At 68.1% G+C, this 12675-nt stretch carries 13 protein-coding genes; 5 read left to right on the top strand and 8 right to left on the bottom strand.

Annotation, left to right across the window (positions count from 1 at the left end; all coding sequences use genetic code 11):
- Positions 1 to 27: 27 nt before the first annotated feature.
- The gene (locus HNQ73_RS07675) at positions 28 to 549 is read right to left on the bottom strand and encodes a MarR family winged helix-turn-helix transcriptional regulator (protein ID WP_183333887.1); all 522 of its coding nucleotides are present in this window, start codon (positions 547 to 549) and stop codon (positions 28 to 30) included.
- Between the two features lie 157 nt (positions 550 to 706).
- Between HNQ73_RS07675 and HNQ73_RS07670 the strand changes: the two genes are divergently transcribed.
- Positions 707 to 1594, top strand: a complete 888-nt coding sequence (locus tag HNQ73_RS07670) for a branched-chain amino acid aminotransferase (protein WP_183333884.1) — start codon at positions 707 to 709, stop codon at positions 1592 to 1594.
- 122 nt (positions 1595 to 1716) lie between these two features.
- On the opposite strand, the gene HNQ73_RS07665 is transcribed toward HNQ73_RS07670, so the two are convergent.
- From HNQ73_RS07665 to HNQ73_RS07645, 5 genes are all read right to left on the bottom strand, one after another.
- Positions 1717 to 2169 carry a molybdenum cofactor biosynthesis protein MoaE gene (locus HNQ73_RS07665; protein ID WP_183333882.1) on the bottom strand — a complete coding sequence of 151 codons (453 nt, stop codon included), beginning with the start codon at positions 2167 to 2169 and terminating at the stop codon, positions 1717 to 1719.
- Positions 2170 to 2173: 4 nt separating this feature from the next.
- Positions 2174 to 2425, bottom strand: coding sequence for a molybdopterin converting factor subunit 1 (moaD, locus tag HNQ73_RS07660; RefSeq protein ID WP_183333880.1), 252 nt, complete (start codon positions 2423 to 2425; stop codon positions 2174 to 2176).
- The gene (gene pgsA / locus HNQ73_RS07655; RefSeq protein WP_183333878.1) at positions 2422 to 3030 is read right to left on the bottom strand and encodes a CDP-diacylglycerol--glycerol-3-phosphate 3-phosphatidyltransferase; all 609 of its coding nucleotides are present in this window, start codon (positions 3028 to 3030) and stop codon (positions 2422 to 2424) included. Before pgsA ends, moaD begins: the two co-directional genes overlap by 4 nt.
- Before the next feature lie 47 nt (positions 3031 to 3077).
- Positions 3078 to 5099: an excinuclease ABC subunit UvrC gene (uvrC, locus tag HNQ73_RS07650; protein ID WP_244649974.1), complete on the bottom strand. Its 2022-nt coding sequence runs from the start codon at positions 5097 to 5099 to the stop codon at positions 3078 to 3080.
- Between the two features lie 181 nt (positions 5100 to 5280).
- Positions 5281 to 6225, bottom strand: a complete 945-nt coding sequence (locus HNQ73_RS07645) for a ribose-phosphate pyrophosphokinase (protein ID WP_183333876.1) — start codon at positions 6223 to 6225, stop codon at positions 5281 to 5283.
- A gap of 417 nt (positions 6226 to 6642) precedes the next feature.
- Between HNQ73_RS07645 and HNQ73_RS07640 the strand changes: the two genes are divergently transcribed.
- From HNQ73_RS07640 to ychF, 4 genes are all read left to right on the top strand, one after another.
- Entirely contained in the window at positions 6643 to 8781 is a 2139-nt protein-coding gene (locus HNQ73_RS07640; protein WP_183333874.1) for a mechanosensitive ion channel family protein, read from the top strand.
- Between the two features lie 164 nt (positions 8782 to 8945).
- Complete coding sequence (locus HNQ73_RS07635; protein WP_183333872.1) at positions 8946 to 9563, top strand: 50S ribosomal protein L25/general stress protein Ctc; 618 nt, start codon at positions 8946 to 8948, stop codon at positions 9561 to 9563.
- A gap of 147 nt (positions 9564 to 9710) precedes the next feature.
- Entirely contained in the window at positions 9711 to 10325 is a 615-nt protein-coding gene (gene pth / locus HNQ73_RS07630) for an aminoacyl-tRNA hydrolase (protein WP_183333870.1), read from the top strand.
- Between the two features lie 3 nt (positions 10326 to 10328).
- The gene (gene ychF, locus HNQ73_RS07625; protein WP_183333868.1) at positions 10329 to 11426 is read left to right on the top strand and encodes a redox-regulated ATPase YchF; all 1098 of its coding nucleotides are present in this window, start codon (positions 10329 to 10331) and stop codon (positions 11424 to 11426) included.
- Between the two features lie 33 nt (positions 11427 to 11459).
- On the opposite strand, the gene HNQ73_RS07620 is transcribed toward ychF, so the two are convergent.
- Both HNQ73_RS07620 and ybgC read right to left on the bottom strand, forming a co-directional pair.
- The gene (locus HNQ73_RS07620) at positions 11460 to 12113 is read right to left on the bottom strand and encodes a TetR/AcrR family transcriptional regulator (protein ID WP_183333866.1); all 654 of its coding nucleotides are present in this window, start codon (positions 12111 to 12113) and stop codon (positions 11460 to 11462) included.
- 53 nt (positions 12114 to 12166) lie between these two features.
- Complete coding sequence (ybgC, locus tag HNQ73_RS07615) at positions 12167 to 12622, bottom strand: tol-pal system-associated acyl-CoA thioesterase (RefSeq protein ID WP_244649976.1); 456 nt, start codon at positions 12620 to 12622, stop codon at positions 12167 to 12169.
- Positions 12623 to 12675 lie beyond the last annotated feature (53 nt).

Below are 12675 nucleotides of genomic sequence, written 5' to 3'. Positions count from 1 at the left end.
GTCCATCCCCGACGGGCGGCGTGCCCGTCACTGCCCCTTTCGTTCGCCCGCACCGTACACGAGACGCGCCACATGGTCGCGATCGTTTTCATCGATCATGGCGAAAAGAAAGCGCAATGCCGCCTGGCGGTCCTCTTCGCCGCAGCGGTTGATGGCCCGGCGGATACGCTCGTCCTGCGGGCGGGACAGCGCAAGTGCCAGGCTGCGGCCCTTGGCAGTGGGGAACAGCAGGCGCTGGCGCCGGTCCTGCACCCCGGGGCGCTGCTCGATGAAGCCCTTCTCCACCAGCTCCTTGAGCACGCGGTTGAGGCTCTGCTTGGTGATGCGCAGGATGTCGAGCAGCTCGGCGATGGTGAGCCCCGGCTGCCGGTTGACGAAATGCAGCACCCGGTGATGGGCGCGGCCAAAGCCGTAGTCCGTCAGGATGCGATCAGGATCGCTGACGAAGTCCCGATAGGCGAAGAAGAGAAGCTCAATGACGTCGAAATGCGGCTCGGCGTCGGGTTCGGTCGCAGCCGCGGGCGGCGCCTCAGCAAGGGCTCCAGACAATGCGTCACTCCGTTACGTCAGCCTTATTGACATATCTCAAGACGATTGTTACTCGTCAAGCGCGATCCGCGAAACGAATGAACTTTACCGGGCCTTTTTGAGCATCATTCTGACCCTCTGGCACGGACGCGGACGAGGTCGTGAGGAGAATCTCCCAATGTCAGTCATTCCGTTCGATCAGCGTGAAGGTGTCATCTGGTACGATGGCAAGCTCGTCCCCTGGAAGGACGCGACGCTGCACGTACTCTCCCACGGCCTCCACTACGCCTCCTGCGTCTTCGAGGGCGAGCGCGCCTACGGCGGCACCATCTTCAAGTCCACCGAGCACTCCCAGCGCCTGAAGAAGTCGGCCGAGTACCTCGACTTCGAGATCCCGTACACGGTTGAGGAGATCGACGCTGCCAAGCGGCTCGTGCTGGAGAAGAACGGTCAGGTCGACGCCTACGTGCGCCCCATCGCCTGGCGCGGGTCGGAGATGATGGGCGTCTCGGCCCAGCACAACAAGATTCATCTCGCCATCGCCACCTGGGAATGGCCGAGCTACTTCGACCCGGCCCAGCGGCTGAAGGGCATCCGCCTCGACATGGCCGAGTATCGCCGTCCGGATCCGGCGACGATTCCGTGCAAGTCGAAGGCCGCCGGCCTCTACATGATCTGCACCATCTCCAAGCACAAGGCCGAGCGCAAGGGCTACGCCGACGCCCTCATGCTCGACTATCGCGGCCAGGTCGCCGAGTGCACGGGCGCCAACATCTTCTTCGTGAAGGACGGCGCGCTGCACACGCCGACGCCGGACTGCTTCCTCGATGGCATCACTCGCCGCACGGTGATCGATCTGGCCAAGCGCCGCGGCATCGAGGTGGTCGAGCGCGCCATCCTGCCGAACGAGCTGGAAAGCTTCTCGGAGTGCTTCATCACCGGCACGGCTGCCGAGGTGACTCCGGTCGCCGAGATCGGCCCCTACAACTTCGTGCCGGGCGCTGTCACCAAGACGCTGCTCGAGGACTACATGGCCGAGGTGCAGCCGAAGGCCAAGGCGGCGTGAGCCGTCCGCAGCTGACGTTCACGAACGCCCGTTTGCAACCGTGCGCAATCGAGGCCGGGGTTCGCCCCGGCCTTTCGCGTTCCGAAGCATGCTGCGTGCGGCGGTGCAGCGCGGGCGCCCCCTTACTCCCAGCGGGCCGTCGCCTCGTCGTCCTCCTGCCGTGGCGCCACCCAGCCGCCGCTGGTGCCGTCGGCGAGATGCTCCTTTTTCCAGAAGGGCGCGCGGGTCTTGAGGTAATCCATCAAGAACGACGCCGCCTCGAAGGCCGCCTGCCGGTGTGCCGAGGCGGTGACGACGAGCACGATGTTCTCGCCTGGGCGGATGAGGCCAAAGCGGTGGATGACGCACAGGCCCTTCAGCGGCCAGCGCCTTTCGGCCTCCGCCGCCACACGGGCGATCTCCTCCTCCGCCATGCCGGGGTAGTGCTCGAGCTCCAGCGCCGCGAGCCGCCCGCCATCGCTGCGGCAGACGCCGGTGAAGGTGACGACGGCGCCGACATCCTGCGCGCCGGCCTGCACCGCCGCCACTTCCGCTGCGACGTCGAAATCGGCCGCCTGCACGCGGATGTCGGCCATGGCCTCAGCCGCCCGTCATGGGCGGGAAGAAGGCGACCTCCGCCGCTCCCGCGATCGGTGCATCGGGCTTGACGTGGCGCCGGTCGACCGCCGCGCGCACCATGCCCGGCTCGGCGAAGGCATGGGCATATTCCTCTCCCCTGCCCTTCAGCCATTCGGCGAGGTCAGCTACCGTCCGCACATGCTCGGGCGGCGTCACGATCTCCTCGCTCTTGCCGATCCGCTCGCGCACCCAGGCGAAATAGGCGATCTTCATGGCCGGAGTGCATCCTCCTCGACGAGATGCTTGATCCCAGCCTTCATGTAGTCCCAGCCGGTGTAGAGCGTCAGCACCGCCGAGAGCCACAGCAGCACGATGCCGATGGTGATGGTGCCGGGCAGCACGCGCTCGCCCGCCGGCCCTGCGACGAGAAAGCCAATGGCGAGGAGCTGGAAGGTCGTCTTCCACTTGGCCACCCGCGTCACCGGCACGCTGACGCGCAGCTCGGCCAGAAACTCCCTGAGACCCGAGACGAGGATTTCCCGGCACAGGATGATGATGCCCGCCCACATGCTCCAGCCGTGGATCGTCCCGTCCGAGGCAAGCATCAGCAGGCACGCCGCCACGAGCAGCTTGTCGGCGATGGGATCGAGCATGCGCCCGAGCGCCGACTGCTGCGACCAGGCGCGCGCCAGCCAGCCGTCGAGATAGTCCGTCACCGCCGCCGTAATGTAGATGCCGAGGGCAATCCAGCGCGTCCACACATCCTCGGGCCAGAAAAGGCAGACAACCACCGCCGGCACGGCCGCGATGCGGCCATAGGTCAGCAGGTTGGGCAGGCTCAGCGCACCGTTGCGGCGCGTGGTGGCAGTCTCACTCATCACAGGCGAGCAAACCTTTTCTGTTGCGGGGCGTCAATCACGGCGCCTCATCGCACGTCCGTCTCATGGAAGAAATCATAGACGAGTCGCGCGGTTGCGGCATTGATCCCGGGCACGCGCTGCAAATCCTCCAGCGAGGCGCGCGAGACAGCCTTGGCCGTGCCGAAGTGGTGCAGCAGTGCCCGCTTGCGGGCGGGGCCGATGCCGACGATCTCGTCCAGCGGGTTGCGGGCGATGTCGCGCTTGCGCTTGGCGCGATGCGTGCCGATGGCGAAGCGGTGCGCCTCGTCGCGCAGGCGCTGGATGAAATAGAGCGCCGGGTCGCGCGGCGGCAGGCGGAAGGGCTCGCGGCCGGGGATGACGAAGGTCTCGCGCCCGGCGTCACGGTCCGCCCCCTTGGCGACGCCGACGAGGGGCACGTCCGTGATCCCGAGATCGGCGAGCACCTGCCGCGCGGCCTCGAGCTGGCCCTTGCCGCCGTCGATCAGCACCAGGTCCGGCCAGGTGGGGAAAGGCTCGTCCTCTGCGCACTCCGCCTGTGGCGCGGGGGCGGCCTGCCGCGGTGCTTCCTTCAGCAGCCGCGAGAACCGTCGGTGCATCACCTCGCGCATCATGCCGTAGTCGTCACCCGGCGTGAGTTCCTGCGAGCGGATGTTGAAGGTGCGGTAGTGACTCTTCATGAATCCGTCGGGGCCCGCCACGATCATGGCGCCGACGGCATTCGTGCCCGAGATGTGCGAGTTGTCGTAGACCTCGATGCGGCGCGGCGGCGCGGCAAGACCGAACGCCTCGCCCACCGCAGCGAGCAGCTTGCGCTGCGAGCTCGTGTCCGCGAGGCGGCGGCCGAGGGCCTCGCGTGCGTTCTGCGCCGCATGCGCCACGAGGTCGCGCTTCTCGCCGCGCTTCGGCGCCGCGATCTCGACGCGGTGCCCGGCACGGGCCGACAGCGCCTCCACAAGCAGCTCGCGCTCGGGCAGATCGTGCGAAACGAGCACAAGCCGCGGACAGGGCTTGTCGTCGTAGAACTGGGCGATGAAGGAGGTCAGCACCTCCTCCGGCGGCATGCTGCGGTCCGCCTTGGGAAAGTAGGCCCGGTTGCCCCAGTTCTGGTGGTTGCGGAAGAAGAACACCTGCACGCAGAACTGCCCGGCCTGCTCGTCAAGCGCGAAGACATCCGCCTCTTCCACGCCCTGCGGGTTGATGTCCTGGGTCGTCTGCACGGCCGACAACGCGGCCAGACGGTCGCGGTAGCGCGCCGCGCGCTCGAATTCGAGCGCATCGGACGCGGCCTGCATCTCCCGTGCCAGCATCTCCTTCACGGCCGTGGAGCGACCCGAGAGGAAACCGCGCGCCTCGTCGACGAGATGGCCGTAGTCCTCCAGCGAAATCTCGCCGGTGCATGGGGCCGAGCATCGCTTGATCTGGAACAGCAGGCACGGGCGCGTGCGGTTCTCGTAATAGCTGTCGGAGCAGGTGCGCAGCAGGAAGGCGCGCTGCAGGGCATTGACGGTGCGCGTCACCGCCCCGGCATTGGCGAACGGGCCGTAATAGTTGCCCTTGCGCGTGCGCGCCCCGCGGTGCTTGACGAGCTGCGGCGCGGGATGGTCCCCCGTAATGAGGATGTAGGGGAAGGACTTGTCATCACGCAGCAGCACGTTGTAGCGCGGCCGCAGCTGCTTGATGAGATTGGCCTCCAGCAGCAGCGCCTCGGTTTCCGTCTGCGTGGTGACGAATTCCATGGCCGCCGTCTCGGCGATCATCCGCATGGTGCGATTGCCGCCGTGGCCGATGCCGCGCACGTAGTTGGCGACACGCTTCTTCAGGTTGCGCGCCTTGCCGACGTAGAGCACGTCGCCGAAGGCATCGATCATGCGATAGACGCCGGGGCTGTTGGGCAGCGTCTTCCAGAAGTCGCGGATCACCTCGGCGCCGGCACGCACGGAGGCCGGCGCATCGGCGACGAGATGCTCGATCTCGCGCAGTTCACCGCCGTTCTCACCCGCTTCCGCCCGAACGGCATCGTCCTGCAGCGCGGGCTCCCTTCCACTCTTCGAGTCGTCCGCCGTCATGGCGTTGAGGTGACGCCGCGCGGACAGAAGGTCAAGAGGCCGTCGGCGGAAACGGCGTCACGCCGGCCAGAGGCCGCTCCGGGCAGCATACTGGCGGGAATGGGGCCATAAAGAGGAAAATGGCGCACTCGTGACCGACGCCAAAAGGGGCGGCCCGGTCATCGCCGGGCCCGCTGGTCGATCAGTCGAACAGGCTCGAGACGCTCGATTCCGTCGCCGTGCGGCCGATGGCCTCGCCGATGAGCGGCGCGATGGTGATGACGCGGATGTTCGGCGCCACCTTCACGGCCTCAGTCGGCTGGATGGAATCCGTGATGACGAGCTGCTTGAGGCGCGAGGAGGCGATGCGCGCCACGGCCCCGCCCGAGAGCACGCCGTGCGTGCAGTAGGCGTAGACCTCCCGCGCGCCCTTGGCGAGCAGGGCGTCGGCCGCGTTGCACAGCGTGCCGCCGGAATCGATGATGTCGTCGACAAGGATGCAGGAGCGCCCCTCGACATCGCCGATGATGTTCATCACTTCCGATTCGCCGGGCCGCTCGCGGCGCTTGTCGACGATGGCGAGCGGCGCGTCGATGCGCTTGGCAAGGGCGCGGGCACGGACCACCCCGCCGACGTCCGGCGAGACCACCATGACATTGGCGAGATCCATGTGCTCGCGGATGTCGCGCACCATGACCGGCGCACCGTAGAGATTGTCGGTCGGGATATCGAAGAAGCCCTGGATCTGGCCGGCGTGCAGGTCGAGCGTCAGAACGCGGTCGGCACCGGCACGGGTGATGAGGTTGGCGACGAGCTTGGCCGAGATCGGCGTGCGCGGGCCTGGCTTACGATCCTGCCGGGCATAGCCGAAATAGGGCAGCACCGCCGTGATGCGGCGGGCGGAGGAGCGACGGAGCGCATCGATGATGATGAGCAGCTCCATCAGGTGGTCGTTGGCCGGGAACGACGTGGACTGGATGACGAAGACATCCTCGCCACGCACGTTCTCCTGGATCTCGACGAACACCTCCATGTCGGCAAAGCGCTTGACCTGGCAGGTCGCGAGCGGCACCTCGAGGTAGTTCGAGATGGCCTCGGCGAGCGGACGGTTCGAGTTGCCCGCGACAAGCTTGATCGAGGGTTTCATCCAGCGCGGTCCCGTTTGTTGAGCGGAGCTGTGGAACTAGATCGGATCGACTGCCTCGGGTCGCGCCGTCACAACCCGGACATATTGAACTGCGCGGCTCTTATCAGCGTTGGCGCGCGGGAACAATAGCACTTGTACTGCGGTGCGGCATCTGGATAGCCGCCATGCTCCACAAGCGCAGAAGCGCTCTCGTCGTTGACCGGCATCCGCCCGGCTCGCGCCGCACGGGGGCGAGCAAGGGCTGATCCAGCGCCTCGGGGCTCGCCCCCGTTGCCGAGACAGGGGCGACCGAGGCACACGGCCGGGCCGCTCGCCGCCTTCAGCACCGGCCGGTCGCCCGCGGCCGGCAGTAAGAATTCCTTGTATTCTGCCGGCTACTGCCGCCATCGTGTTACAATGGATCGTTCGGGGGCGGGTATGCGCACAGCGGCAGCGCTCGGATCGAGTCTCGCCACCGGCATCGTCGCAGAAGCGCAGGCCAGCCCCCTCACCGGCGGCACCGAAGGCTTCATCGACACCCTGGCCGGGCACATCGGCTCAGCGGCACGGGCCCTGTGGGACGTGCTCATGGCTGCGCCGCAGATCCCCTCTGCCTTTGCCGATGCCTGGCAGGCCATGGAGGGAAGCGGCAACGGCGGCCCCCTCCTTGCCCTCGCCTTTCTCCTTGGCGCGGTGGCGCTTCTCGCGCCCACGCTCGTCCGGACGATGGGCGGCGGGGCACTGGCCCAGGCGCAGGACAGCGGGCGCCTCTGGCTGAAGCGCGCCGCCAGGCGACTCGTCGTCGACGTCATTGGCCTCATCGCCATGGTCGCTGCCGCCGCCTTGCTGGCGCGGTTCTTCCTGCGCGGTGACACGCCAGTGCACGCGCTCGCCGTGGCGATCGTCGGGGCAATGGTGCGCTGGCGGCTTGCCATGATGCTGCCGCTCATCCTGCTGCGTCCGGGCGAGTCCGGTCTGCGGCTCGTAGCCATCGGGGATGAGCGCGTGCGCGCCGTGCTCGCGGGCGCCGGAGCGACGCTCGCCATCCTCATCGCCTTCTACACGCTCATGCCGGTCTTCGTCCGGGCCGGCATCGCGCAGCTGCCGGCGCAAGCCTTGGGCGTCATTGTCGGCACGATCGCCGCGGGCGCCGCGGGCGCCACGCTCGCCCGCTTCTTCACCCACGCGGCGGCGCCGCGCGCCGTCGTCGCGGCGGCCGACATCGTCATCGCGCTCGTCTGGCTGGCCTGGATCTACGGCATCGTCACGCTCGACTTCGATCTCTACCATGCCGCCGTCTTCTCCGCGCTGCTGATACTCGCCGTGGCGACGCTCGACGGCTTCCTCGCCAAGGCAATCGCCTGCTGCCGGCAGCAGGAGGCACCGCCGGCGACCGGGACCAGCCACCCTGCTGCCCCTGTCCCCCCGCCGGCGGAGGCGGGCGCTGCCGAAGCGGGACGGGCGCAGGCGACAGCGTCGGAAGCCGGAACGGAAGCGGGGCCGGCGGAGACGGCCGCCGCGGAGACCGCGGCACCTGATCACGGCTCGCCCCGCCTCCTGCAGATCCTGGTCACGGCGCGGCGCATCGTGCTGGCGGTCACCGTCACCGCCCTCATGACCTTCTTCGTGCGGCTGTGGGCGGTCGAGGTCTTCGGGCTCTTCACCGACGAGCAGTGGCACGCCTGGCGTGAGGCGCTGCTGACGGCGGTCATCATCCTCGTCGTCGGCTACATCCTGTTCGAGCTGCTGCGCGGCTGGGCGCGCGTGCGGTTCGGCCACGGGCCCACGACGCTCCAAGGCGACCACGATGCCGCCGGCCTTCCGCGCCCCGCGGGCCGGCTCGCGTCGGTGCTGCCGCTGCTCGAGGGCTTCGCGGGCGTGCTCATCGTGGCCACGGCCGTTCTCGTCGCCCTGTCGCATGTCGGGGTCAACATCGGCCCCATCCTCGCCGGTGCCGGCATCTTCGGCCTCGCCTTCAGCTTCGGCTCGCAGGCGCTGGTGCGCGACATCGTCTCCGGCATCTTCTTCCTGGCGGATGATGCATTTCGCGTCGGCGAATACATCCAGGCCGGCAGCCACAAGGGCATGGTGGAGCGCATCTCCATGCGCTCGCTACGCATCCGCCACCAGAACGGGCAGTTCCACACCATTCCCTACGGCCAACTTGGCGCCGTCACCAACTTCAGCCGCGACTGGGCGACGGTGAAATTCAACCTGCGCCTTGCACGTGATGTCGACGTCGAGCAGGCGCGCAAGATCGCCAAGAAGGTCGGGCAGGAGTTGCTGTCCCACGAGGAATACGGCCGGGACTTCATCGGCCAACTGAAGATGCAGGGCGTGGCCGACGTGCAGGAGAACGCCCTCGTCTGCCGCTTCAAGTTCACGGTCAAGCCGGGCCGGCAGGCCCTCATCCAGCGCGAGGCGGTGAAGCGCCTGTTCAAGGCCTTCACCGAAAACGGCGTCCGTTTCTCCTCAAACGCCGTCGTCGTGCAGGGCGGCGACAGCCCCGCCTCCGCCGCCGCGGCCGCCGAGCTGTCGCGACAGATGGTGGAGGAGCGTGCACGTGAGCCGGGCTGACGCTTGCCGGGCGAGCGTTGCAAAACCGGGGGCTTGCTGATAAAGGCAAGGCGCGCCCGCCAGACACCCCTGGAGGCACGGGCGCGCCACACATGTTCGGATGAACGTGAATGGCCGTGCGCGAGCGCGGCCGTTTCTGTTCCGTACCACGAAGGATCGAAGCCATGTCCGCTGTCAAGCAGCTCAAGGCCTCGGCTCGCGAGCGGGTCGGCAAGGGGGCCGCCCGTGCCGTTCGCCGTCAGGGCCGTATTCCCGCAGTCATCTACGGTCTCGGCGAGGCGCCGCAGCCGATCTCGCTCGATTTCAATGAGACGAAGCGCCTGATCTTCGCCGGCGGCTTCCTCACCACGGTGTTCGAGATCGACGTTAACGGCAAGAAGACCCGCGCCATCCCGCGCGACTACCAGCTCGACCCGGTGAAGGACATGCCCCTGCATGTCGACTTCCTGCGCGTGACGCAGGACGCCACCGTCAACGTCGAGGTGCCGGTGCACTTCTTCAACCATGAGGCCTCGCCCGGCCTGAAGCGCGGCGGCACGCTCAACGTCGTGCGCCACACGGTCGAGCTCATCGTGCCCGTCGACGCCATCCCGGATTCGATCGACGTGGACCTCACGGGCCGCGAGATCGGTGATTCCATCCACATCTCGGCTGTCAAGCTGCCGGCTGGCGTCAAGCCGGTGATCCAGGACCGCGACTTCACCATCGCCACGCTGGTCGCGCCGTCCGGTCTCGTCGCCGAGGAGGCCGAGGCTGCCGCCGCCGAGGCCGAGGAGAAGTAATTCTCCCGCGCGGGGGCGGGCCCTGCCCGCCCCGGCCTGTCTCCCCGCGCCCCGGCGCGGGGATCGAACCCGCCGCAGGGCCGCTTGCAGCAGGCCCGCCGGGTTTCGGGGGCATCGGATGCTCCCCTTCGCTGACGGGGCTTCGCCATGCTGCTGTTCGTCGGGCTCGGCAATCCGGGCGCGCGCTATGCGCGCAACCGCCACAACATCGGCTTCATGGCGATCGACGAGATCGCCCGCCGGCACCAGGCCGGCCCATGGCGCCGCCGCTTCCAGAGCGAGGTGGCCGAGGCCGTGATCGGCGGCAAGCGGCTCCTGCTCATGAAGCCCCAGACCTACATGAACGAGTCGGGCCGCGCCGTCGGCGAGGCGCAGCGCTTCTTCAAGGTCGCGCTCGGCGACATCGTCGTCTTCCACGACGAACTCGATCTCGCGCCCGCCAGGCTGCGGGTGAAGACAGGCGGTGGCATCGCTGGCCACAACGGCCTGCGGTCGATCTCCGCCCATGTCGGCAACGATTACCGCCGCGTGCGCCTCGGCATCGGCCATCCCGGTGACAAGGCGCTCGTGCACGCCTATGTGCTCAGCGATTTCGCCAAGGCCGAGGAGCCCTGGGTCGAGGATCTTACGGGCGCTGTCAGCGAGTTTGCGGACCTTCTCGCCCGTGGCGAGGACGCCACTTTCCAGAACAAGGTGCATCTGGCGATGGAAGCGCGGGGCTGGGGCGAGGTGAAACGCCCGGGCGCACGCGCCGGAGGATAGGTAATGGGTTTCAAATGCGGCATCGTCGGCCTGCCCAACGTCGGCAAGTCGACCCTCTTCAACGCGCTCACGCAGACGGCGGCGGCCCAGGCGGCCAACTATCCCTTCTGCACCATCGAGCCGAACGTGGGCGAGGTCGCCGTGCCCGATCCGCGCCTCAACAAGCTGGCCGAGATCGCCGGCTCGGCGCAGATCATCCCGACACGGCTCACCTTCGTCGATATCGCCGGTCTGGTGCGCGGAGCCTCGAAGGGCGAGGGGCTCGGCAACCAGTTCCTCGCCAACATCCGTGAGGTCGATGCCATCGCCCATGTGGTGCGCTGCTTCGAGGACAGCGATGTGACCCACGTCGAGGGCAGGGTCGATCCCATCGCCGACATCGAGACGATCGAGACCGAGCTGATGCTGGCCGACCTCGAAAGCCTCGAGAAGCGCGTCACCGCCCTCGAGAAGAAGGCCCGGGGCGGCGACAAGGAGGCGAAGGAAACGCTCGACCTCGTCTCCCGCGCCCTGACGCTGCTGCGCGACGGCAAGCCGGCGCGCCTCGTCGAGCGCAAGCCGGAGGAGGAGCGCGCCTTCTCCATGCTCGGCCTGCTGACGTCGAAGCCGGTGCTCTACGTGTGCAACGTCGACGAGGCCTCGGCCCGCGACGGCAACGTGTTCTCCGCCCGCGTCTTCGCCCGCGCCGCGGAGGAAGAGGCCAAGGCTGTCGTCGTCTCCGCCAAGATCGAGAGCGAGATCGCAGTGCTGCCGGAGGAGGAGCAGGCCGAATACCTCGCCGCCATCGACCTCGAGGAGCCCGGCCTCAACCGCGTGATCCGCGCCGGCTACGAGCTGCTCGGCCTCATCACCTATTTCACCGTGGGCCCCAAGGAGGCGCGCGCCTGGACCATCACCCGCGGCACAAAGGCGCCGCAGGCCGCGGGCGTGATCCACAGCGACTTCGAGAAGGGCTTCATCCGCGCCGAGACCATAGCCTATGACGACTACGTGGCGCTCAAGGGCGAGGCCGGCGCGCGCGATGCCGGCAAGCTGCGCCTCGAGGGCAAGGACTACGAGGTCGCCGACGGCGACGTCCTGCACTTCCGCTTCGCGACCTGACGGCCCGGCGGCCGGAAACGGCCGCCCCACATGCTACCCGCCGGCCTGCGCAGGGGCCCCGATGCCGAGCCCCTGGAGATAGACGAGCATTCCCGCCTCCAGCAGCTCCTCGGGCGTCATCGGCAGGGCGCGCCGGCCCGCATCACCCCGTGCGAACAGGGAGGCGATGCCGTGCGACATGGCCCAGATGTGCAGCGCCATCATCAGCGCAGGCGGCCGCTTGCCCGGAGGCGCGGTGGCGACGAGCGCATCCGCCGCGTTGCGCAGCACCGTAAAGGCCCGTTCGGCAGCCAGCCGCAGCTCCGGATTGTCATCGAGCGAGATGCCAGCCTCGAACATGGCCGAGTAATAGGCCGGCTCGTTGCGGGCGAAGGCGAGATAGGCCTTGCCGAGGCGCTCAAAGGCCGTGCCCGGATCGGGCGTACCATCCGCCCATGCGGCCGCGAGCTCGGCCTCAAACTGCGTGAAACCGCGCAGTGCGACATCGGCGAGCAGGTCATCCCTGTCGCGGAAATGGCGATAGGGCGCGGCCGGGCTGACGCCTGCCCAGCGGGCCGCCTCCGCGAAGGTGAAGCCGGCCGGCCCCTTCTCGGCGATGAGCGCGAGAGCGGCGCGAACGAGCGTCTCCTTCAGATTCCCGTGATGATAGCCCCGGGAGCCGCCCGGTCCGCTGCGTTTCCAGCTCATGTGAAGAGGTCTTACATGCCTTTGCGGGCGCTGTCGATGCAGGGGTCGGAAGGCTAGGCGCCGCCGCCCAGAATCTTGCGCAGATGGTCCGGGATGCGCGCTGGCCGGCCGCCGGCGATGGCGGCGACGCGCACGTCCGCCGTGACGATGAGGTCCACCCCGCGCAGGATGCGCTGGGCAACGACGAGCGAGGCGCCCCGCACCTCCTCGGTGCGCGTCTCCACCGTCAGCACGTCGTCCATGCGCGCCGGCTGGAGATAGTCAATTGTCATGCGCCGCACCGCGAAGATGAGGCCCTGCCCGTTCGCGTGCAGGTCCGACTGGGAGACGCCGGCGACGCGCAGGAAGTCGGTGCGCCCGCGCTCAAGGAAGCGCAGATAGCTCGCGTGATAGACGACGCCGGAGAAATCCGTGTCCTCGTAATAGACGCGCACCGGCAAGATATGGGTGCGCCCCTCGAGCACGCCGGCAAGATGTGGCCACTGCCGCCCGGCGGAGTCGGTGGTCATCGGCTCGTCCCTTCGTGCGTCCATCTCGTCCCTTCCATGGGCCGCCGTCACGC

The sequence above is a fragment of the Chelatococcus composti genome (assembly GCF_014201415.1).
GTDB lineage: Bacteria > Pseudomonadota > Alphaproteobacteria > Rhizobiales > Beijerinckiaceae > Chelatococcus_A > Chelatococcus_A composti.
Note: the sequence above shows the minus strand (reverse complement) of the source record. Positions and strands in the feature narration are given on the sequence as shown.

Bases quoted from the DNA above. Each gene is read 5' to 3' on its own strand.
- HNQ73_RS07640 (WP_183333874.1), top strand. From the start codon at position 6,643: ATGCGCACAGCGGCAGCGCTCGGATCGAGTCTCGCCACCGGCATCGTC.
- HNQ73_RS07670 (WP_183333884.1), top strand. From the start codon at position 707: ATGTCAGTCATTCCGTTCGATCAGCGTGAAGGTGTCATCTGGTACGAT.
- ychF (WP_183333868.1), top strand. From the start codon at position 10,329: ATGGGTTTCAAATGCGGCATCGTCGGCCTGCCCAACGTCGGCAAGTCG.
- pgsA (WP_183333878.1), bottom strand. From the start codon at position 3,030: ATGAGTGAGACTGCCACCACGCGCCGCAACGGTGCGCTGAGCCTGCCC.
- ybgC (WP_244649976.1), bottom strand. From the start codon at position 12,622: ATGACCACCGACTCCGCCGGGCGGCAGTGGCCACATCTTGCCGGCGTG.
- uvrC (WP_244649974.1), bottom strand. From the start codon at position 5,099: ATGACGGCGGACGACTCGAAGAGTGGAAGGGAGCCCGCGCTGCAGGAC.
- HNQ73_RS07645 (WP_183333876.1), bottom strand. From the start codon at position 6,225: ATGAAACCCTCGATCAAGCTTGTCGCGGGCAACTCGAACCGTCCGCTC.
- moaD (WP_183333880.1), bottom strand. From the start codon at position 2,425: ATGAAGATCGCCTATTTCGCCTGGGTGCGCGAGCGGATCGGCAAGAGC.
- HNQ73_RS07665 (WP_183333882.1), bottom strand. From the start codon at position 2,169: ATGGCCGACATCCGCGTGCAGGCGGCCGATTTCGACGTCGCAGCGGAA.
- pth (WP_183333870.1), top strand. From the start codon at position 9,711: ATGCTGCTGTTCGTCGGGCTCGGCAATCCGGGCGCGCGCTATGCGCGC.
- HNQ73_RS07620 (WP_183333866.1), bottom strand. From the start codon at position 12,113: ATGAGCTGGAAACGCAGCGGACCGGGCGGCTCCCGGGGCTATCATCAC.
- HNQ73_RS07635 (WP_183333872.1), top strand. From the start codon at position 8,946: ATGTCCGCTGTCAAGCAGCTCAAGGCCTCGGCTCGCGAGCGGGTCGGC.